General features: G+C 72.7%; 18 protein-coding genes. 3 read left to right on the top strand and 15 right to left on the bottom strand.

Annotation, left to right across the window (positions count from 1 at the left end):
- Positions 1–66 precede the first annotated feature (66 nt).
- The 6 genes from AB0M76_RS03370 to bldG all read right to left on the bottom strand — a co-directional run bounded on the left by AB0M76_RS03370 (position 67) and on the right by bldG (position 6528).
- Complete coding sequence (locus AB0M76_RS03370; RefSeq protein ID WP_266665262.1) at positions 67–264, bottom strand: hypothetical protein; 198 nt, start codon at positions 262–264, stop codon at positions 67–69.
- A 202-nt stretch (positions 265–466) separates the two neighbouring features.
- Complete coding sequence (locus tag AB0M76_RS03365; RefSeq protein ID WP_365951270.1) at positions 467–1972, bottom strand: class I SAM-dependent methyltransferase; 1506 nt, start codon at positions 1970–1972, stop codon at positions 467–469.
- Between the two features lie 196 nt (positions 1973–2168).
- Complete coding sequence (locus AB0M76_RS03360) at positions 2169–2735, bottom strand: small secreted protein (protein ID WP_365951269.1); 567 nt, start codon at positions 2733–2735, stop codon at positions 2169–2171.
- A 184-nt stretch (positions 2736–2919) separates the two neighbouring features.
- On the bottom strand, positions 2920–5325 hold the full coding sequence (locus AB0M76_RS03355) for a sodium-translocating pyrophosphatase (RefSeq protein WP_365951268.1): 2406 nt from the start codon (positions 5323–5325) through the stop codon (positions 2920–2922).
- Positions 5326–5628: 303 nt separating this feature from the next.
- Positions 5629–6069, bottom strand: coding sequence for an ATP-binding protein (locus tag AB0M76_RS03350; RefSeq protein WP_365951267.1), 441 nt, complete (start codon positions 6067–6069; stop codon positions 5629–5631).
- A 117-nt stretch (positions 6070–6186) separates the two neighbouring features.
- A complete protein-coding gene (gene bldG, locus AB0M76_RS03345) occupies positions 6187–6528 on the bottom strand; it encodes an anti-sigma factor antagonist BldG (protein WP_030152678.1) in 342 nt (113 codons plus the stop codon).
- Between the two features lie 81 nt (positions 6529–6609).
- Between bldG and AB0M76_RS03340 the strand changes: the two genes are divergently transcribed.
- A complete protein-coding gene (locus AB0M76_RS03340) occupies positions 6610–9063 on the top strand; it encodes a DEAD/DEAH box helicase (RefSeq protein WP_365951266.1) in 2454 nt (817 codons plus the stop codon).
- A gap of 139 nt (positions 9064–9202) precedes the next feature.
- On the opposite strand, the gene AB0M76_RS03335 is transcribed toward AB0M76_RS03340, so the two are convergent.
- The 7 genes from AB0M76_RS03335 to ssd all read right to left on the bottom strand — a co-directional run bounded on the left by AB0M76_RS03335 (position 9203) and on the right by ssd (position 14163).
- Positions 9203–9544: an Rv3654c family TadE-like protein gene (locus AB0M76_RS03335; RefSeq protein ID WP_365951265.1), complete on the bottom strand. Its 342-nt coding sequence runs from the start codon at positions 9542–9544 to the stop codon at positions 9203–9205.
- Entirely contained in the window at positions 9541–9918 is a 378-nt protein-coding gene (locus AB0M76_RS03330) for a TadE family type IV pilus minor pilin (RefSeq protein ID WP_266665277.1), read from the bottom strand. The genes AB0M76_RS03335 and AB0M76_RS03330 overlap by 4 nt, the downstream gene beginning before the upstream one ends.
- Positions 9905–10102, bottom strand: a complete 198-nt coding sequence (locus AB0M76_RS03325) for a DUF4244 domain-containing protein (RefSeq protein ID WP_030299318.1) — start codon at positions 10100–10102, stop codon at positions 9905–9907. Before AB0M76_RS03325 ends, AB0M76_RS03330 begins: the two co-directional genes overlap by 14 nt.
- A gap of 86 nt (positions 10103–10188) precedes the next feature.
- A complete protein-coding gene (locus AB0M76_RS03320) occupies positions 10189–10965 on the bottom strand; it encodes a type II secretion system F family protein (protein WP_365951264.1) in 777 nt (258 codons plus the stop codon).
- Positions 10965–11840: a hypothetical protein gene (locus tag AB0M76_RS03315; protein ID WP_365951263.1), complete on the bottom strand. Its 876-nt coding sequence runs from the start codon at positions 11838–11840 to the stop codon at positions 10965–10967. The genes AB0M76_RS03320 and AB0M76_RS03315 overlap by 1 nt, the downstream gene beginning before the upstream one ends.
- 5 nt (positions 11841–11845) lie before the next feature.
- Positions 11846–12994: a TadA family conjugal transfer-associated ATPase gene (locus AB0M76_RS03310; protein WP_365951262.1), complete on the bottom strand. Its 1149-nt coding sequence runs from the start codon at positions 12992–12994 to the stop codon at positions 11846–11848.
- Positions 12991–14163: a septum site-determining protein Ssd gene (gene ssd, locus AB0M76_RS03305; protein WP_365951390.1), complete on the bottom strand. Its 1173-nt coding sequence runs from the start codon at positions 14161–14163 to the stop codon at positions 12991–12993. Before ssd ends, AB0M76_RS03310 begins: the two co-directional genes overlap by 4 nt.
- A gap of 545 nt (positions 14164–14708) precedes the next feature.
- Here ssd and AB0M76_RS03300 point away from each other — a divergent pair.
- Positions 14709–15545 (top strand): HAD-IB family hydrolase, encoded by an 837-nt coding sequence (locus AB0M76_RS03300; protein WP_365951389.1) that lies wholly within the window; start codon positions 14709–14711, stop codon positions 15543–15545.
- Positions 15546–16773: 1228 nt separating this feature from the next.
- Here AB0M76_RS03300 and AB0M76_RS03295 read toward each other — a convergent pair.
- Positions 16774–17595, bottom strand: coding sequence for an oxidoreductase (locus AB0M76_RS03295; protein ID WP_365951261.1), 822 nt, complete (start codon positions 17593–17595; stop codon positions 16774–16776).
- 109 nt (positions 17596–17704) lie between these two features.
- Here AB0M76_RS03295 and AB0M76_RS03290 point away from each other — a divergent pair, with 109 nt between their 5' ends.
- Positions 17705–18745 (top strand): ATP-binding protein, encoded by a 1041-nt coding sequence (locus AB0M76_RS03290; protein ID WP_365951260.1) that lies wholly within the window; start codon positions 17705–17707, stop codon positions 18743–18745.
- Here AB0M76_RS03290 and AB0M76_RS03285 read toward each other — a convergent pair.
- The gene (locus AB0M76_RS03285) at positions 18699–20012 is read right to left on the bottom strand and encodes a hypothetical protein (RefSeq protein WP_365951259.1); all 1314 of its coding nucleotides are present in this window, start codon (positions 20010–20012) and stop codon (positions 18699–18701) included. The two genes, AB0M76_RS03290 and AB0M76_RS03285, sit on opposite strands and share 47 nt — an antisense overlap.
- Positions 20013–20120: the final 108 nt, after the last annotated feature.

Genomic DNA, 20120 nt, shown 5'->3' with positions numbered 1-20120 from the left:
GGCCGGTCGGCGCGTCGGCGATCAGCCGGTCATCAGCCTGTGATCAGCCGGTCACCAGGCACGCGATCAGAGCCGCGCGAGGCACCACACGCCCAGCACCAGGGACACCCCGGAGGCGAGCAGCGCCACCGGTACGGCGACGGTGGGGCGCACACCATCAGCCACCGGCACGCGGCGCAGGGCGCGCGCCCCCGTCCAGCCCAGCAGAGCCGCCCCGAACAGCAGGAACACGGTCGCCGCGAAAATCGCCGGACCGCTCTCCATGCCGTTCCCCCCTTACCCTCGGGCCACTCTCGGGGTCCCGGACGGATCCCCCCGAATCCGCCGGCCGGCCCTTGGCCGTCCCCCTGCGCGGGAGCCTGCCAGCCGAGGGGGAACGGCAGGCGAACCCCGGGTTACATCAAAGATTCGGCCACGGCCGGGCCGCCGCCGACGGGGCCGCGGCCGCGCCGCCGGGAGGGCCCGGTCAGCTGTCCGCCGGCACCAGGAATCCCTGCTCGACCAGCATCCGGATGGACCCCGGAGTCCGGTCCCGCAGGACGACGGGATCCTCCTGCACCAGGTGTGCGATCGCGTCCAGGATCCGGCCCGCCGTGAGTGAGCCGTCGCACACTCCGGCGAAGCCCGCCCCGACCGTGTCGACCTTGGTCGCACGCCGCATCCCGCGGTTCTGCCGCAGCACCACGTGCTCCGGGTCCTCCGCGCCGGGCGCGCCGACTTGCTCCTGGACGATCTCCTCCGCCAAGACGAAGCGGGCCTCCAGCAAGGCCGCGTCGTCGTGGTCCCGCAGGTAGTCCTGCCGGGCGAAGTGGGCCACCACGGTGTCGCCGAGCGGCTGCTCCACCGAGTGCGGCCACTCCTCGACCACGATCGACGGCTCCGCCGCGTCGCTGCGGCGCAGCGTGATCCAGCCGAAGCCGACGGCCTTGGTCTTGCGGGCCTCGAACTCGTCCAGCCAGTCCTCGTACCGGCGCGCGTACTCGGCGGGGTCGGTGCGGTGGTCGCCCGCGTCGCGCAGCCACAGCTCCGCGTACTGCGTGACGTCCTGCACGTCACGCTGCACGATCCACGCGTCACAGCCGCGCGGCACCCAGGCGCGGACCCGGTCGTGCCAGTCCTCGCCCTCCACGTGCTGCCAGTTGCCGAGGAACTGCGCGTACCCGCCCGGGTTGAGGTGCGCCCCGGCCTCCTGGACGAGGGTCCGGCACAGGTCGTCGCCGCCCATCCCGCCGTCGCGGTACGTCAGCCGGGCACCGGGAGAGATCACGAACGGCGGATTCGAGACGATCAGGTCGTACGTGGCCTCGCCGACCGGGGCGAACAGCGACCCGAGGAGCAGCTCGGCCTCTTGGGCGCCGGACAGCGCCAGGGTCAGCCGGGTGAACTCCAGGGCCCGGGGGTTGACGTCGGTGGCGGTGACCCGGGTGGCGTGCTGGGCGGCGTGCAGCGCCTGGATGCCCGATCCGGTGCCGAGGTCGAGGGCGGTGGCGACCGGGGTGCGGACGGTGATCCCGGCGAGGGTGGTGGAGGCCCCGCCGACGCCGAGGACCACACCCTCCTCGCGGCTGCCGATCCCGCCGGCCCCGCCGACGGCGCAGCCGAGGTCGGAGACGATGAACCAGTCCTCGCCGTCGGGGCCGCCGTACGGGCGCACGTCGACGGTGGCGTGCACCTCGTCGCCCTCCCGGCGCAGCCAGCCGTCGGCCAGCGCCGCTTCGACGGGCAGCGCCTCGGCGGCGCGGACGTACGGCTCCGGCTGCTGGAGCAGGAACAGCCGGACCAGGCTCGCGAGCGGGCCGTCGCCGCTGCCGCGGGTGGCGCGCAGGGCAGGGACCGTCTCGCTGCGGGCCAGCGCGGCGTAGGCGGGGGCGCCGAGCAGGTCGAGCAGGCCGTCGGCGGTGAAACCGGCGGCGAGCAGGGCCGTGCGGAGCTCGGCGGCGCGGTCGGGCGAGGGAAGGCTGGTGGTACTCACCGGTCCATTGTGTCGGCTGGCGCCGCAGATGCGTGCCCCGCGCGGCCGGTTGCCCCGCTGCTGCCTGCCCGCGCGGCCGGTGGCCCGGCACGGAGCAGGGCGGCCGGGTTCCTCGAACCCGGCCGCCCTGGTCTGCGTACTGCCGCCCTGGCCTGCGTACCGCTGCGTCCGTCGGCAACGGCGGCCGCCCGCTACCTCACTTCGCGGACGGCGACGGCGCCGCGACCTGGCAGCCCTTCTGGCTGTTCATCGCCTTGTCCAGACCGCCGGACTTGAGCGTGTTGAGCGCGTCCTTGCCGCCCTTGCTGGCCGCCTCGAGTCCGCCGGCCACCTCCTTGAGGCCCGCGGCGAACTTGGTCTTGTCCTGCGGGTCCAGGCCGTCCATCTTCGTCTTCAGGTCGGCGTAGCCCTTGGACGTCTCCTCGAAGCTCTTGATCGCCGTGGCCTGGGTCGTCTGGCCGTCCTTGACCGGCGGAACTCCCGCCCCCTGCAAGGCGGTACCCATCGCCTTGTACGACTCGGACATCGTCCCGAACGCCGCCGAGTCGGTCGTTTTCACCTCGTCGGGCTGGCTGCTCTGGGTGGCCACGCGCTTGATGTCGGTGCTGGCGGTCTCGATCTTCTTCAGCTCGGGCTGCCACTTGTCGCAGACCTTCTTGGCCCAGGCGCCGGCCTTGTTGTCCGTCTCATCGCCGCCGCAGCCGGACAGCACCAGCATCAGTACCGCAGCGCCGGACACCGCGGCCGCAAACTTCTTGTTCACCGGATTGGTCCCTTCGAAGGCTCTCGGCCCGGAAGATACACGCCCGTCATCCGGGCACGCAGAAAGGCCGACAGACGGCGCGTCAGTCCGCGCCGCCTGTCCGCCGTTCGGGCGTATCTTCGAGTCCTCGGGCCGGTCGGCCCTCCGGTTGCTCCGAGGGTCGCCCCTCGGATCACCCGTCGGGTCAGGAGACCACCGCGGGATCGGCCTGCTGGGCCACCCGCTCCGCGGGCTCCGATCCGTCGCCCTCGTCGCCGACGGCGATGCCGCGGCGCTTGGAGATGTACACCGCGCCGATGATGACGGCGATGGCGATGGCGGCGACGATCGCGCGCACGGTCGCGCTCGTGTCGGCGCCGTAGCTGAACTGCACGACGGCCGGGGCGATCAGCAGCGCCACCAGGTTCATGACCTTGAGCAGGGGGTTGATCGCGGGACCGGCGGTGTCCTTGAACGGGTCGCCGACCGTGTCCCCGATGACGACCGCGGCGTGGGCCTCGCTGCCCTTGCCGCCGTGGTGGCCGTCCTCGACGAGCTTCTTCGCGTTGTCCCACGCACCGCCGGAGTTGGCGAGGAAGACCGCCATCAGCGTGCCCGTGCCGATGGCACCCGCGAGGAACGAGCCGAGCGCGCCGACGCCGAGCGAGAACCCGACGGCGATCGGGGTCAGGACGGCGAGCAGGCCGGGCGTGGCGAGCTCGCGCAGCGCGTCCTTCGTGCAGATGTCCACGACGCGCCCGTACTCGGGCGTCTCGGTGTAGTCCATGATCCCGGGGTGCTCGCGGAACTGGCGGCGCACCTCGTAGACGACGGCGCCCGCGGAGCGGGAGACGGCGTTGATGGCGAGGCCGGAGAACAGGAACACGACCGCCGCGCCCAGGATCAGGCCGACCAGGTTGTTGGGCTGGGCGATGTCCAGGCTGAGGTTCATCTCCCCGGCCTTGGCGCCGACCTGCTTGACCGCGCCCGCGATGGCGTCGTTGTACGAGCCGAACAGCGCGGCCGCGGCGAGCACGGCGGTGGCGATCGCGATGCCCTTGGTGATGGCCTTGGTGGTGTTGCCGACGGCGTCCAGGTCGGTCAGGACCTGTGCACCGGCGCCCTCGACGTCGCCGGACATCTCGGCGATGCCCTGGGCGTTGTCGGAGACGGGCCCGAAGGTGTCCATGGCGACGATGACGCCGACGGTGGTGAGCAGGCCGGTGCCGGCCAGGGCCACCGCGAAGAGCGCCAGCATGATCGACGTACCGCCGAGCAGGAACGCCCCGTACACGCCGAGGCCGATGAGCAGCGCCGTGTAGACGGCGGACTCCAGGCCGACGGAGATGCCGGCGAGGACGACGGTGGCCGCGCCGGTCAGGGAGGACTTGCCGATGTCCCGGACGGGACGGCGGGTGGTCTCGGTGAAGTAGCCGGTCAGCTGCTGGATCAGGGCCGCGAGCACGATGCCGATGGCGACGGCGACGAGGGCCAGGATGCGCGGGTCACCGGCGTGGTTGGTGATCGCCGGGTCCTCGACGCCGACGAGCTCGTTGTAGGTGGCCGGCAGGTAGGCGTAGACGGCGATCGCGACCAGCACCAGGGAGATCACGGCCGAGATGAAGAAGCCGCGGTTGATGGCGGTCATGCCGCTGCGGTCGGAGCGGCGCGGGGAGACCGCGAAGATGCCGATCATGGCGGTGATGACGCCGATGGCGGGGACGATCAGCGGGAAGGCCAGGCCCAGGTCGCCGAAGGCGACCTTGCCGAGGATGAGCGCGGCCACGAGGGTGACGGCGTAGGACTCGAAGAGGTCCGCCGCCATTCCGGCGCAGTCTCCGACGTTGTCGCCCACGTTGTCGGCGATGGTCGCGGCATTGCGCGGGTCGTCCTCCGGAATGCCCTGCTCGACCTTGCCGACCAGGTCGGCGCCGACGTCGGCGGCCTTGGTGAAGATGCCGCCGCCGACGCGCATGAACATCGCGATCAGCGCGGCGCCGAGCCCGAAGCCCTCCAGGACCTTGGGCGCGTCGGCCGCGTAGACCAGCACGACGCAGGAGGCGCCGAGCAGGCCGAGGCCGACGGTGAACATGCCGACCACGCCACCCGTACGGAAGGCGATTCTCATCGCCTTGTGGGAGACCTCGGTCAGGTCCTTGGCGGGCTCGCCCTCGGCGGGGGTGGCCTCACGTGCGGCGGCGGCGACGCGGACGTTGGCGCGGACCGCGAGCCGCATGCCGATGTAGCCGGTGGCCGCCGAGAAGATGGCGCCCACGAGGAAGAAGGCGGACCGTCCCGCCCGCTGGGTCCAGTCGTCGGCGGGCAGCAGGAAGAGCAGGAAGAACACGACGACCGCGAAGATCCCGAGGGTGCGCAGCTGCCGGCCGAGGTAGGCGTTGGCGCCTTCCTGGACCGCTGCGGCGATTTTCTTCATGCTGTCGGTGCCCTCGTCCGCGGCGAGGACCTGGCGGACCAGGATCTGCGCGACGACGAGTGCGGCAAGTGCCACGGCCGCGATCACCATCACGATGAGCCGATTGTCATCGGTGAGTACTGCGGCTGCCAGATCAGAGTTTCCGACCGGCGCGTTGGGGGTGAAGAGCCCCGTCATTCGTCCTCCTTGACGTGATGAGCTCAAGATGTGGACGGATTGTAGGGAGGTCTCCCCGATCAAAACAGTGCGCGGGAAACGGAATTGGCCTGCTCTTGCTCCTCAGCAATAGATCGCGCCACTCCATTACCCCCCGAAAGGGGTAATGGGGCAAAGGCATTGACGCCCGGTCATTGATCTAGAGAATGCTGTGGGGGTATGAAAAAAGGCCCTGCTCAGCAGGGCCTTGATTAAGATCGGAAGAATCTCGGCACCGACTGCGGCCACGGGACCGCAGGGCGACGGGACTGCCGTGGGACCGGGCTACGGAAGATCGGACGCGGCGGACACCGGCCAGCTCATCCGGATGGTCCCGCCCGATTCCCCGCTCGTCACCTCGACGTCGTCGACGAGCCCGCTGATGACCGCGAGACCCATCTCGTCCTCGGTGTCGGTGTCCGGGTCCAGGGCGGCGTCGAGGCCGGGCACGGCGCCCTTGGGGCCACCGGCCGGTCCGGGCACCTTGTCGCCGACCTCGATGGAGAACAGCTTCTCCTCCTCGGTCAGGACCACCCGGACGGGCGCGGTCAGCCCGTTGCTGAGATGCAGACCGACGGCGCGCGAGCAGGCCTCGCCCACGGCGAGGCGGACCTCGTCGAGCACGGCTTCGTCCACGCCGGCCCGCCGTGCCACGGCGGCCGCGACCAGGCGGGCCGTCCGGACGTGTTCGGGCTGGGCGCTGAAGCGCAGTTCAACGATGGCCATGCGCGTCCCCCTCGGACTACGGGCGTGCCTTACAGGGGCCCGGACCGCTTCGGCCCGCGCCCCCGCTCCTCTTCGGCTCCCTCCGCGGCGCCCTGCGGCGCCGCGGACGGTGAGCCGTCAGTCGGTGGCCGCGACGGCGTCTTCCACCGTCGTGTGGATCGGGAACACCTTGGTCAGACCGGTGATGCGGAAGATCTTCAGGATGCGCTCCTGGTTGCACACCAGCCGCAGCGAGCCCTCGTGCGCACGGACGCGCTTGAGACCTCCCACGAGCACACCAAGCCCGGTGGAGTCGAGGAAGTCCACTCGCTCCATGTCGACAACCAGGTGGTAGCTGCCGTCGTTCACCAACTCGACCAACTGCTCGCGCAGCTTGGGCGCGGTATACACATCAATCTCGCCACCGACCTCCACGACCGTGCGGTCGCCGACAGTGCGAGTCGACAGGGACAGGTCCACGGATCCTCCAGCACCTTGCTATCGAGCGGCGCCCCCCAGGGGCCTCCCCACCCGTAGGCAGGGGAGGGATTGGCTGCCGCGATGGCATTCAATCACTTACCGGCAGGCGCGCACGACGCCTTCGGACCATTGTCCCGCACGCCGGTGACACACTCGCTTCCAATGGCCAATACTCACCGTCCCGGTCGGCCCACGGCACCCGAGGACCCACGACCCAGCCCCGGCACGGTTCTGGACCGCCTCTCACGGGGGCCTTCTCGAGCTGCGCGCATCACCCATACGGAGCACTTGCCCCCTCGGGCGGGTCGTCATGCAGTCTGGCCCGACCGCATCCGAACGGATGTCGTAGCCGCAATTCAGGCCGCCGGGATCGACCATCCGTGGGAACACCAGGCCGTGGCAGCCGAGCACGCCCTGGACGGCGAGTCGGTGGTCGTCGCCACCGGAACCGCCTCGGGCAAGTCGCTGGCCTACCTCGCGCCGGTGCTCTCCGCCCTCGCGGACGGCGCGGAAGCCCCGAACGGGCGGGGTGCGACCGCCCTCTACCTGGCCCCGACCAAGGCTCTGGCAGCCGACCAGCGGCGCGCCGTACGTTCGCTGGCCGCGCCCCTGGGCAACGCCGTGCGGCCCGCGGTCTACGACGGCGACACGCCGGTCGAGGAACGCGAATGGGTGCGCCAGTACGCGAACTACGTCCTCACCAACCCCGACATGCTCCACCGGGGGATCCTGCCCGCCCATCCCCGCTGGGCCTCTTTCCTGCGCTCCCTGCGCTACGTGGTCATCGACGAGTGCCACACCTACCGGGGCGTATTCGGCTCCCACGTCGCCCAGGTGCTGCGCCGGCTGCGGCGGCTGTGCGCCCGCTACGGCGCCGATCCGGTCTTCCTGCTGGCCTCCGCCACCGCGAGCGACCCGGCGGCCGCGGCGTCCCGGCTGACCGGCATCCCGGTCACCGAGGTCACCGACGACGCCTCCCCGCGCGGCGAGGTCGTCTTCGCCCTGTGGGAGCCGCCGCTGACCGATCTGCGGGGCGAGAAGGGCGCCCCGGTACGCCGCACCGCCACGGCCGAGACCGCCGACCTGCTGACCGACCTGGTCGTCCAGGGGGTCCGTACGGTCGCCTTCGTCCGCTCCCGGCGCGGCGCGGAGCTGATCTCGGTGATCGCCCAGGAGCGGCTCGCCGAGGTGGACCGGTCCCTGCCCCGGCGTGTCGCGGCCTACCGGGGCGGCTACCTGCCCGAGGAGCGCCGGGCCCTCGAGCGGGCCCTGCACTCCGGCGAGCTGCTCGGCCTGGCCGCCACCACGGCCCTGGAGCTGGGCGTGGACGTCTCGGGCCTGGACGCCGTCCTGATCACCGGGTACCCGGGCACCCGGGCCTCCCTGTGGCAGCAGGCGGGCCGCGCGGGGCGCTCCGGCCAGGGCGCCCTGGCCGTGCTGATCGCCCGGGACGACCCCCTGGACACGTATCTGGTCCACCATCCGGAGGCCCTGTTCCGCCAACCGGTGGAGGCCACGGTCCTCGACCCGGACAACCCGTACGTCCTGGCCCCGCACCTGTGCGCGGCCGCCGCCGAGCTCCCGCTGACGGAGGCGGACCTCGCCCTGTTCGGCCCGGCGGCCCGGGAGCTGATCCCGCAGCTGGAAGCGGCGAAGCTGCTGCGCCGACGGGCCACGGCCTGGCACTGGACCCGCCGGGAGCGGGCTTCGGACCTGACCGACATCCGGGGCGGGGGCGGCCGCCCGGTGCAGATCGTCGAGGCGGCCACCGGGCGCCTGCTGGGCACGGTCGACGAGTCCGCGGCCCACACCGCCGTCCACGACGGAGCCGTCCACCTCCACCAGGGCCGCACCTATCTGGTGAAGCACCTGGACCTGGAGGATTCGGTCGCGCTCGTCGAGGAGTCCAGCCCGCCCTTCTCGACCACCGCCCGCGACACCACCTCCATCTCCGTCCTGGAGACCGAGACCGAGATCCCCTGGGGCCCGGCCCGGCTCTGCTTCGGCTCGGTCGAGGTGACCAACCAGGTCGTCTCGTACCTGCGCCGCAAACTGATCACCGGCGAGGTGCTCGGCGAGGCCAAGCTGGACCTGCCGCCCCGCACCCTGCGTACCCGGGCCGTGTGGTGGACCGTGACCGAGGACCAGCTCGACGAGGCCCGGATCAACCCGGAGATCCTCGGCGGCGCCCTGCACGCCGCCGAGCACGCCTCCATCGGCCTGCTGCCGCTGTTCGCCACCTGCGACCGCTGGGACATCGGCGGGGTCTCCGTCCCGCTGCATCCCGACACCCTCCTCCCGACCGTGTTCGTCTACGACGGCCACCCCGGCGGCGCCGGCTTCGCGGAGCGCGCCTTCCACACGGCCCGCGCCTGGCTGACGGCGACCCGCGATGCGATCGCGGCCTGCGAATGCGAGGCGGGCTGCCCCTCCTGCATCCAGTCCCCCAAGTGCGGCAACGGCAACGACCCCCTCCACAAACGTGGCGCGATCCGCCTGCTCACCCGCCTCCTCGCGCAGGCCCCACCCCCCTGAGCCCCCGGCGGTACAGACCCGGTACGGCCTGCCCGGACTCGTACGGGGCCGGTCCTCAGCTTCCTGAGCCCCCGGCTTCCTGAGCCCCCGGCGGTACAGGCCCGGGAAGGCCCGCCTGGGCTCGTACGGGGGCCGGTCCTCAGTCGGCGGCCGGCAGGGGCGGTCCCGCTCGGGCGCTGATCGTCGGGGCGAACGGGCCCGTCGCGGGGCGGGCCGCCACCTCGGCCACCTCGCCCTGGACGGTGCAGGCGGTCACGTCCGCGCTCTGGGCCCCGGCGACCCTGCGGGCCGCGGCGCAGGCGGCCTCCGGGCCGTGGGTCCAGGTCGCCGCCGCCGCGAGGGCCGCCAGATCGGCGGCCGCCGCCGCGCGGTGCCGGGCGACGACGGCCTGGCCGAGCAGCAGCACACCGCCGAACACCGCCCCCAGCACCGTGGCCACCAGCGCCGCCCACACCGTCGCGGAACCCCGGTCCCGGCTCATGGCGGCGGCCCCACGCTGTCCTCGGCCAGCGCCACCGCCTGCGCCCCGAGCCGCACCGGCAGCCCGCCCGGGCCCGGCGCCGGCGCCGCCACCCGGACGCGCCACAGGTCTCCCTCGCGCTCCACCCCGACCTCCGCCCCCGGCGGTGCGGCCGCCCGGGCCGCCGCCACCGCCACGCCCGGCGGCTCCGACCGGGCCGCCGCCCGGGCTCCGGCCCGGGCCGCGTCCACACACCGGATCTGCGCGGCCGCCGCCATCAGCGCCCACACCAGCAGGGCCGCGAACAGCACCAGCGCGGGGATCACCAGGGCGGCCTCCGCCGTCACATATCCCCGGTCGCCCGGTCGTCGGCGCTTTTCCTCAGAAGGGCACATCGAGTGCCTTTCCGATGGTCGACTGAAGTGCCGTGGAGACCACCTCGCTCGTCACCACCTTGTACAGAACGGCCGCGAATGCACACGCCGCGATCGTGCCCATGGCGTATTCGGAAGTGGACATCCCCGCGTCGTTCGCCCGACCGCTCAGCGCGGACCGCAGGCGCAACCAGATGATCCTCATGACGACCTCCCGTTGATTTTCGTTCTCGACGTGATCTCAGTTGTGATTTCAGGCCCGGAGTTGAGGTCCGAGTTCATGCAGTGACTTCAGGTGCCCCCGAGGAGACCGGAGGCCATTCCGATCACCACCGGGGCCACTCCGACCGCGAGAAACGCGGGGAGGAAACACAGCCCCACCGGAGCGGTGACGAGCACCGCCGCCCGCTGGGCACGGGCTCCGGCCTGCCGGGCCCGGTCCTCCCGGAGGGCCTTCGCCAGGCGGGAGACCGGCTCTGCGGCCGGAGCCCCCGTCCGGGCGGCCCTCTCCAGGCATTCCGCGAGCACCCGGGCGCCCGGTATCTCCGCCAACCTCCCCCACGCATCCCCCGGTTCGCCGCCGAGCCGCAGCTCCGCCCCGGCCAGCGCCAGCCGCTCGCCCACCGGGCCGCCCAGCGACTCGCCCACCACCTCCGCGGCCTCCACCGGCGCCGCACCGGCCGCCAGACAGGCGGCCAACAGATCGGCTGCGAACGGCAGCTGGCGCTCCACCTCCTGCGGATCCACCCCGGCCGGCGGCCGCGCCCGCCGCAGCCAGCGCCACACCCCGATCGCCGCACCGCAGCCGGCCAGCACCCCTGGCAGCCCGCCGACCAGCACCCAGGCCGCCAGCAGCGCCCCGGCCGGGCCGGCCCATGCGGCCACCGCCGCCCGTATCGCGGACCCGAACACCGGCGCCCGCCGCACCGGTTCCGCCGACAGCAGCGCGGCGATCCTGCGCCGGGCCGCCCGCGCCCGGACCTGCGCCGCCACCGCCGAGGCCGTGCACAGCACCGCGGCCGCGACGCACAACGCCATCCCCAGACCGTGGATCGCGAAGCCCCCCATCACCGCTCCCCCGCCCGTACGATCCGCCGGCACCACAGCAGCCCCAGCGCCTCCAGCACCCCGCCCGCCAGCAGGCAGCCCCACCCGACCGGGGTGTGCAGCAGCACGCGGAGCGGATCCGCCCCGAGCCCGGTGCCGATCAGCAGGCCCACCAGCGGCAGCAGGGCGAGCACCGCCGTCGTCGATCTGGCCCCCGCCAGCTGGGCCCGCAGCGACTCCTGCCGGTCCAGCTCGGCCCGCAACGCCCCTTCCAGCCGGTCCAGTCCGGCGGCGAGCCCCGCACCTCCGTCCACCGAGATCCGCCAGCAGGCGGCCATCCCGGCCAGCCCTTCCGCGCCGGGCTCCCGTGACGCCTGCCGCAACGCCGTCGCAACGTCCCCGCCGAACGCCGCGGCGGCCAGCACCCCCGCCTCGGCGGCGCCCGGCCCACCGGGGCCCGCGACCGTCCGCCGCATCGCCGCCGTCAGCGCCTGCCCGGGCTGGGCGCCCGACCGGAGCTCGCCCACCGCGGCCCCGCACAGCGCGATCACCTCGGCGGCCCGTGCACTGCGCTCCCGCTCCCGCTGCCGGACCCGCAGCCACCGCCGCACCAGCGGCACCGCGGCCGCACCCACCACCAGCGGGATCGCCGACCCGCCCAGCAGCGCGACCACGAGCCCGGCCCCGAGGCAGGACCACTCCCGCCACCGCGCGGCCCGCACCCGTACGGCGATCACCAGCCGCTCGCGGCGCAGCGGACCGCGGGGCACCACGGGTCCGACCCCGGCCAGCACCACCCGGGCCCGCCGGGACACCCGGTCTCCCCCGGCCAGGGCCCAGGCGGCCGTCCCGGCGCACAGCACCCCGGCAAACAGCGGCACCGGCACCGCGGCCACGCCGTTCACCGCACACCCCGCAGCAGCGGACGCAGCCGCTCCCAGCCCCGCTCCCGCGCGAACCCCCGGGCGGACCAGCGCAGCGCAGGTACGGTGACCACCAGCCCGGCGGCATCCCGCTCCAGCACATGCACCTCGGCCACCCGGCGCCGCCCGGCCCGGTCCCGGACCAGATGGACCACCAGGGTCAGCGCGGCCGCCAACTGGCTGTGCAGGGCGGCCCGGTCGAGCCCGGCCACCGTCCCGAGCGCCTCCAGCCGGGCCGGCACATGCGCCGCGGCATTCGCATGAACCGTGCCACAGCCTCCTTCGTGGCCCGTGTTCAAAGCTGCCAGGAGATCGGCCACTTCGGCGCCCCGGACCTCGCCGACGACAAGCCGGTCCGGCCTCATCCGCAGCGCCTGCCGGACCAGATCCGCCAGGGTGACCAGGCCCGCCCCCTCCTGGTTGGCCGGTCGGCTCTCCAGCCGCACCACGTGCGGATGGTCGGGCCGCAGCTCGGCCGAATCCTCCGCGAGGACGATCCGCTCGCCGGGGCCGACCAGCCCCAACAGGGCACTGAGCAGAGTGGTCTTGCCCGTCCCGGTCCCGCCGGAGACGAGGAACGACAGCCGGGCCTCGACCATGTCCCGCAGCAGCGACTGACCGCCTGGCGGCAGCGTGCCCGCCTCGACCAGCTCCTCCAGCGTGAACGCCCGCGGCCGCACCACCCGCAGCGACAGGCAGGCCGAGCCGACCGCCACCGGCGGCAACACGGCATGCAGCCGGGTGCCGTCGGGCATCCGGGCATCCACCCAGGGCCGGGCGTCGTCCAGGCGCCGGCCCGCGACGGCGGCCAGCCGCTGGGCGAGCCTGCGCACGGCATCGGCGTCGGCGAACGTCACCCCGGTCAGCTCCAGCCCGCCGCCGCGGTCCACCCACACCCGGTCCGGGGCGGCCACCAGGACATCGGTGACCTCCGGGTCGGCGAGCAGTGCCTCCAGCGGGCCGGCTCCGACCAGTTCGGACCGTAACTCGGCCGCCACACCCAGCACCTCCGCATCCCCAAGCAGCCGGCCCTGGGCCCGCAGGGCCGCCGCCACCCGGGCCGGGGTCGGCTCCGCCCCGCTCTCGGCGAGCCGCTGCCGCACCGCGTCCAGGAGCACGGCGCTCATGCCGCCACCCCCTGGGCGGGGCCGAGCGCCCGCCGCCAGAAGCCGTCGCAGAACCGGGCCAGCACGCCCCGCCCCTGCCCGCCCGGCGGTTCCCCCTCGGCGACCCGCCCCGGCAGCCCCACCTCGACCGGCACTTCGCCGGCCAGCGGCACCCCCAGCAGCCCGGCCACCGACTCGGCATCGAGCCCGCCCGGACAGCGTCCCCGTACGACCACGCGGACATCCCGGGCCACCATCCGCACCCCGGCCGCGACCCGCCCCGCGGCGGCCACGGCCCGCAACTCGCCCGGCACCACCATCAGCACCAGGTCCAGCTGCGCCAGCGCCTCGGCCACGGCCTCGTCCACCCTGCGGGGCAGGTCGACCACCACGACCCCGCCCCGGCGGCGCGCGGCGGCCAGCACGGAGCGCATCGCCGCGGGCGGCACCACCACCCGGTCCCCGCGGTCCCAGCTGAGCACCCGGAGCGCATGCAGCTCCGGCAGCGACTCCTCCAGCGCGCCGGCGCCCACCCGGCCCCGCGAGCCCGCGAAGTCCGGCCAGCGCAGCCCTTCGGCGCTCTCGCCGCCGAGCAGCACATCCATGCCGCCGCCGAGGGGGTCACCGTCGATGAGGATGGTCCGCTCCCCGGCGCGGGCGGCCCCCAAGGCGAGGGCGCACGCGAGGGTGGAGGCCCCGGCCCCGCCGCTGCCGCCGATCACCCCGACGGCGAGGGCGGGTTTCCCGGCTCCCTCCACCACATCGGCGATGCGGTCGACGAGCCGGCTCTCCGCGTCGGGCAGCCGGAGTACCTCCTCGGCGCCGATCTCCACCGCCCGCTGCCATACGAAGGGGTCGTCCAGATCCCTGCCGACGAGCAGCACCCCGCCTCGGCGCGGAGCACCGCGCACCCGGCGGGCGGCATCGTCCCCGACGAGCACGAGCGGTGCGGAGTCCCATCCGATGCTTCCGCGCGCCTCCACGGCGTCCCCGGAACCGCTTTCACCCCTCCCGCCGCTTCCGCCACCACCGCCTCCGCTTTGCTCCGGCACCGCGTGGTGCACATGCGGCTCTGCGCCCGCAGCCGCGCACAGCCGCAGCAGATCGTCGAGCAGCAGCGGGTCCTCGGTGATGATCAGCGGCCGCCCTCCGGCAGGCACCAGCCCGCCGGGAGCGCCCAATGGCCTGATTCCGCCTGCTTCCGCGCGCTCCGGCACTTCACACGACTTCGATCCAGCCACGATCTCCGCCCCCTTCTCACTGCAAATCCCAGCACCGCGGACTTCGCGGCTGGAATCACCGTGCAGCGATCCGGAAAAGGAAGTGGATCTTGCTCCAAAACTGTGGACAACAGGCGCCCTGTGAATAACTCCATCAACCCAACAGGTGAGTTCCAGAGCGCGGCGGAACGACTACGCACCGTCACGCGTCTGAGGAGGTGAGGGCCTCCGCCACGCAGGGCCCGCCGAGGAAGGAGGGCTGCAGGAATGGTCACTTTGGGGCCGAAGACAGGGACGCAAACTGCGTCCGGACATGCGACGACCCCCGCCGGGGGGGAGAGCGGGGGTCGTCCCCACGGTCCGACTCGGGGGGGGGAGGAGCCAGACCGGGTTAGCACGGTCGCGAACGATCCGTGACTTCCATGGTGTACCCGAGAGCCTTCTCAGGCAAACCCACGCGCCACACCTTACGCCGAATGGTGGGCGCATATGCTCGGGGCGTGGAAATCCAGCCCTTGCCGCACTCGTCGCCCCGCACCGCAGCCTTCTTCGACCTGGACAAGACGGTCATTGCGAAGTCAAGCACTCTGACGTTCAGCAAGTCCTTCTACCAAGGCGGCCTGATCAACCGCCGAGCCGTGCTGCGCACTGCGTATACCCAGTTCATCTACCTGGTCGGCGGCGCCGACCACGATCAGATGGAGCGGATGCGTGAGTACCTGTCCTCCCTCTGCAAGGGATGGAACGTCCAGCAGGTGCGGGAGATCGTCGCCGAGACCCTGCACGACCTCATCGACCCGCTGATCTACGACGAGGCCGCCTCGCTGATCGAGGCACACCACACCGCGGGCCGCGATGTGGTGATCGTGTCGACGTCAGGCGCGGAAGTCGTCGAGCCGATCGGCGAGATGCTCGGTGCGGACCGGGTCGTCGCCACGCGGATGGTCATCGGCGAGGACGGCTGCTTCACCGGCGAGATCGAGTACTACGCCTACGGGCCCACCAAGGCCGAGGCCGTACGGGAGCTCGCGGAGTCCGAGGGGTACGACCTCTCGCGGTGCTACGCGTACAGCGACTCGGTGACGGACATCCCGATGCTGGAGGCGGTCGGGCATCCGCACGCGGTCAATCCCGACCGGGCGCTGCGCAAGGAGGCGGCGGCGCGGGAGTGGCCGGTGCTGGTGTTCAACCGGCCGGTGCGGTTGAAGCAGCGGCTGCCCGGGCTGTCGATGCCGGCGCGGCCGGCGCTGGTCGCTGCGGCGGCGGTGGGTGCGGCTGCGGCTACCGCCGGGCTGGTCTGGTACGCCAGTCGGCGGCGGGCGATCGCTCTGGCTGCCGCCGCGTCTGCCTGACCGGTCCCCGGGGCTGCAGCCCCGATCCCGTCGTGCGGCCGGACCCCGCCGGGTGGCGGCCGCCCCCGCCAGGCGGCAGCGGATCCTGGCGGGCGGCGCGCCGTTGCATGCCGCCACTGCGTGCCGCTGCTGCGCGGGGCTTCTCTCCCCGCCCCGCCCTTCTCCCGTTCACCGGACTCCGCCCGGACCCGGCCCTCAAACGCCGGGCGGGCTGGAAAGACCTCCGGGGCTCCGCCCGGACCCGCGCCGGCTTCGCCCGCCGGGCTCAAAGACCCCAGGGGCTCCGCCCCCGGACCCGCGCCGGCTTCGCCCGCCGGGCTCAAAGACCCCAGGGGCTCCGCCCCCGGACCCCCGCGCCTCAAACGCCGGCGGGGCTGGACATACCGGCCCCAACGGCCTTGGTGTGCCAGCCCGGTGGGAATACCGGCCCTGCCGGGCGGATAGGTGTGCCGGCCCAGCAGGGATGCCCGCCCACCGGGCTGGCTGGGTGGGCCAGCCCGGTGCTGTATGTCGGCTCCGGCGGGGCCTGGTGCACCGAGTGTCCGAAGCCGCGTACGCCAGGTACGGCCGGGCCGGATGGGCCGACCGGCAAGGGCAGCGTGAGCCGACTCCGATGGGGCCGGGAACACCGACCGGCAGAGCCGGGTGGGCCCGCTCCGGCAGAGCCGGGTGGGCCCCGCAGAGCCGGTGGGCCGGCGCCGGCAGGGCCGGGAACGCCGACCCGCAGAGCGGGGTGAACCGGGCTCCGGCAGGGCCAGGCGAGCCGGCACCACCGGGGGAGGGTGGGCCGGCTCCGCCAGGGCCGGGCGGGCCCCACCGGGGGTGGGCAGGCGGGGGTGGCCAGGGGTGGCTCAGGGCCGCTGAGCTGCGCGGATGCGGGGTGTCCGGTTCGCTCCGAGACGTCCTGGAAAGTAAAAAAAGTGGGGAGGGGTTCCGCTTGTCACCGAAGCGGAGTACAAAGGAGTCAACGGCCCGCGAGACCAAAGAACATCCGAGAGGATCATCTTTAAAACGCAGTAAGGCCCACGGACCGAAGCATGAACGCCGAGCACCCACGCGACGTCGACCCGTCGATTACGGGCCAGCTGCACCAGGTGACGGGCAAAGTTCCCGACCTGATGGGCAAATATCGAGGACGCTTGGTAACTGGGCGTAAATGCCAGCGGCGACACCAAAGCAAGACGGTGTCGCCGCAACCCTGTGTCCCGGCAGGGCAGAGCCGGGGAACCTACGCCGCGCCGCGCTGCAGAGCCTCGCAGACCGCCGTCGACTCGCGGACGCCGAGTTCGATCGCGCGGCCACAGTGCGCGATCCAGGCCGCCATTCCCTCCGCGGTCCCGGATACGTAGCCCTCGAAGGCCGCCAGGTACACGTCCCGACCCTGCTCCGCGTGGCCGACCTCCGCCGGGCAGATCGCCTTCGGGTCCAGACCGCTGTTGATCAGCACGATCCGCTCCGCCGCCCGCGCGACCAGCCCGTTGTACGAGCCGAACGGGCGCAGCGCCAGCAGTTCGCCGTGCACCACCGCCGACGTGACCAGCGCCGGAGCCGAGCCGCCAGCGATGATCAGCCGGGACAGGCCGTCCAGGCGGCCCGCCACCTCCTCCGCGCTCGGGAGCGGAAGGGTGATCAGGGGTTCGTCCACCGACTCGCCCGCCAGCCGCGGGCGGCCCACCACGTCACCCTCGGCCGTGGACCCCGATGCCACCAGGTGCAGGCGCGCCAGCACCCGCAGCGGCGACTGCCGCCAGATGCTCAGCAGCTGCCCGGCCTCCGCCGTCAGACGCAGCGCGGCGCCCACCGTGCGCGCCTCCGCCTCCGCCCCGAAGTCGCTCCGGCGGCGCACCTCCTCCAGCGCCCAGTCCGCCCCGGACAGAGCCGCGCTCCCACGGGCCCCGCGCAGCGCCGCCTCCGAGGTGATCTCCCCGCTGCGCCGGCGCATCACCCGGTGCCCGTAGACGCGGTCCACGGCCTTGCGTACGGAATCCACGGATTCGGCGACGCCCGGGAGCGAACCCAGGGCGGCCAGCGGGTCAGATGCGCTACTCATAAGTAAGGAGCCTACGCACTGGACGTCCTCGTCACCGACCCCTCCTTGGAGTGGTGTTCTTCACTTACCAGCACCACGGAAAGCGACCGACAGGCTACGCTTGGTGAACATGAAGATCGCTTTCGTGGGAAAGGGCGGCAGCGGCAAGACGACCCTGTCCTCCCTCTTCATCCGCCACCTCGCAGCCAATGAGGCCCCCGTCGTCGCGGTGGACGCCGACATCAACCAGCACCTGGGCGCCGCGCTCGGACTCGGCGAGGACGAGGCCGCAGCGCTGCCCGCCCTGGGCGCGCACCTGCCCCTGATCAAGGAGTACCTGCGGGGCTCCAACCCGCGCATCGCCTCCGCCGACACGATGATCAAGACCACTCCACCCGGCGCCGGATCGCGCCTGCTGCGGGTCACCGAGGACAACCCGGTGTACGAGGCCTGCGCGCGCACGCTGCTGCTCGACGGGGAGCCCGTACGGCTGATGGCCACCGGGCCGTTCACCGAGGCGGACCTGGGCGTCGCCTGCTACCACTCCAAGGTCGGGGCGGTCGAGCTCTGCCTCAATCACCTGGTCGACGGCCCGGACGAGTACGTCGTGGTCGACATGACCGCCGGCTCGGACTCCTTCGCCTCGGGCATGTTCACCCGCTTCGACGTGACCTTCCTGGTCGCCGAGCCGACCCGCAAGGGCATCTCGGTCTACCGCCAGTACAAGGAGTACGCCCGGGACTTCGGGGTCACGCTCAAGGTCATCGGCAACAAGGTGCAGGGCACGGACGACATCGAGTTCCTCCAGGACGAGGTCGGAGAGGACCTGCTCGTCACCGTCGGGCACTCCGACTGGGTGCGGGCGATGGAGAAGGGCCGGCCGGCGGCGTTCGAGCTGCTCGAGGCGACCAACCGGCTGGCCCTGCAGGCCCTCCAGGACGCGGCCGACGACTCGTACGCCCACCGCGACTGGGAGCGGTACACCGAGCAGATGGTCCACTTCCACCTGCGGAACGCGGAGAGCTGGGGCAACACCAAGACCGGGGTCGACCTGGCCGCCCAGGTCGACCCCGATTTCGTCCTGCGGGAGACCGCCGGCTGTGCGCCGGCGGCCCCGGACCTCGTCAGTCCTCGTCCGCACCCTCTTCAGCCTGCTCCGCAGCCGGCTTGACCCCGGCGGGGGCGGCCGGCTTGGCCGGCGGCCCCGCCGTCAGGAACTTCGTCCAGCCCTCCTTGGGCGCCTCGCCGACGTCGAGGCCGCGCATCCACTCCAGGGCCTTCGGGTCCTGGGCGTCCAGCCAGTCGACCAGCTCGCGGAACGGCACGCAGCGGACCTCCTTCTGCGTGCACATCGACTGGATGGAGTCCTCGACGGCCTTCATGTACGTGCCGCCGTTCCAGGACTCGAAGTGGTTGCCGATGATCAGGGGCGCGCGGTTGCCCTGGTAGACGCGGTCGAAGGCCTGCTGGAGGCCTTCGCGCATCTGCTCGCCCCAGTACGCGTGCTGCGAGGGGTCGCCCTGAGTGGTCGTCCCGGACTGGTTGACCAGGTAGTTGTAGTCCATGCTCAGGGTGTCGAAGGCGCGGCCCGGCATGGGCACCAGCTGGAGCGGGACGTCCCAGAGTCCGTCCGTCTTCTTCGGCCAGATCTGCTTGCTGATGCCGCTGGAGTCGTAGCGGAATCCCATGTCCTTGGCCGCCAGCATGAAGTTCTTCTGGCCTTCGAGGCACGGGGTCCGGGCGCCGATGAGCTCCTTGTCGTAGTTGAACGGGAGCGGCTCCAGGCCCTTCAGGTCCGGCGTGTTGGTCTTCCAGTTCTTGACGAACGACTTGGCCTGGTTGATCTCGCTCTTCCACTCCGGCACGGACCAGGTGCCGACGCCGCCGTCGGGGCCGCAGAAGTGGCCGTTGAAGTGGGTGCCGATCTCGTTGCCCTCGAGCCAGGCCGCGCGGACCTGGGTGGCCGTGTCCTTGATGCCCTGGAGGTCGCCGAAGCCGATGTCGGAGCGGCCGGACTCGTGCTGCGGGGCCGTATAGAGGGAACGTTTCTCCTCGGGGAGCATGTACACGCCGCTGAGGAAGTACGTCATCCGGGCGTTGTACTTCTTGCCGACCGCGCGGAAGTGCGAGAAGAGCTTCTGGCTGTCCTCTCCGGCCCCGTCCCACGAGAACACCACGAACTGCGGCGGCTTCTCACCGGGCTTCAGTTTCTGCGGCTTCTGCACGTTCGGCTGCGCACCCGTGTACGCGGTCGAGCCGTCGCCGATGAGCCGGTTGACGCTGCCGGGGGCGGCCTCCGGGGCGGCGGCGCCCTTCTTGGCGTTCGGACCCCCGGGGGAAGGGGGTTTGGCGGGTTCCGAGGTGCTGCACCCGGCGACGCCCAGCACCAGCGCCGTGGCGACCAGCCCGCCGGCGATCTTCTTCGTGGCGGCGATCATCCGTCCACCTCTCCTCGCGGTTCCATTGCGGGTCTTCCGCGCCGCAACGTCCCATGCGGTCCGCCGTGAAGATGATGTGACAAGCCGTACAAAATGCTTAATCACCCT

The sequence above is a fragment of the Streptomyces sp. NPDC051364 genome (genome assembly GCF_040682115.1).
Lineage (GTDB): Bacteria > Actinomycetota > Actinomycetes > Streptomycetales > Streptomycetaceae > Streptomyces.
This window is presented reverse-complemented; position numbering and strand designations above follow the sequence as displayed.

Excerpts from the sequence above, each read along its gene's own strand:
- AB0M76_RS03370 (WP_266665262.1), bottom strand. The coding sequence starts at position 264 with ATGGAGAGCGGTCCGGCGATTTTCGCGGCGACCGTGTTCCTGCTGTTC.
- AB0M76_RS03355 (WP_365951268.1), bottom strand. The coding sequence starts at position 5,325 with ATGACGGGGCTCTTCACCCCCAACGCGCCGGTCGGAAACTCTGATCTG.
- AB0M76_RS03350 (WP_365951267.1), bottom strand. The coding sequence starts at position 6,069 with ATGGCCATCGTTGAACTGCGCTTCAGCGCCCAGCCCGAACACGTCCGG.
- AB0M76_RS03340 (WP_365951266.1), top strand. The coding sequence starts at position 6,610 with ATGGCATTCAATCACTTACCGGCAGGCGCGCACGACGCCTTCGGACCA.
- AB0M76_RS03335 (WP_365951265.1), bottom strand. The coding sequence starts at position 9,544 with ATGAGCCGGGACCGGGGTTCCGCGACGGTGTGGGCGGCGCTGGTGGCC.
- AB0M76_RS03330 (WP_266665277.1), bottom strand. The coding sequence starts at position 9,918 with ATGTGCCCTTCTGAGGAAAAGCGCCGACGACCGGGCGACCGGGGATAT.
- AB0M76_RS03325 (WP_030299318.1), bottom strand. The coding sequence starts at position 10,102 with ATGAGGATCATCTGGTTGCGCCTGCGGTCCGCGCTGAGCGGTCGGGCG.
- AB0M76_RS03320 (WP_365951264.1), bottom strand. The coding sequence starts at position 10,965 with ATGGGGGGCTTCGCGATCCACGGTCTGGGGATGGCGTTGTGCGTCGCG.
- AB0M76_RS03310 (WP_365951262.1), bottom strand. The coding sequence starts at position 12,994 with ATGAGCGCCGTGCTCCTGGACGCGGTGCGGCAGCGGCTCGCCGAGAGC.
- AB0M76_RS03295 (WP_365951261.1), bottom strand. The coding sequence starts at position 17,595 with ATGAGTAGCGCATCTGACCCGCTGGCCGCCCTGGGTTCGCTCCCGGGC.
- AB0M76_RS03290 (WP_365951260.1), top strand. The coding sequence starts at position 17,705 with ATGAAGATCGCTTTCGTGGGAAAGGGCGGCAGCGGCAAGACGACCCTG.
- AB0M76_RS03285 (WP_365951259.1), bottom strand. The coding sequence starts at position 20,012 with ATGATCGCCGCCACGAAGAAGATCGCCGGCGGGCTGGTCGCCACGGCG.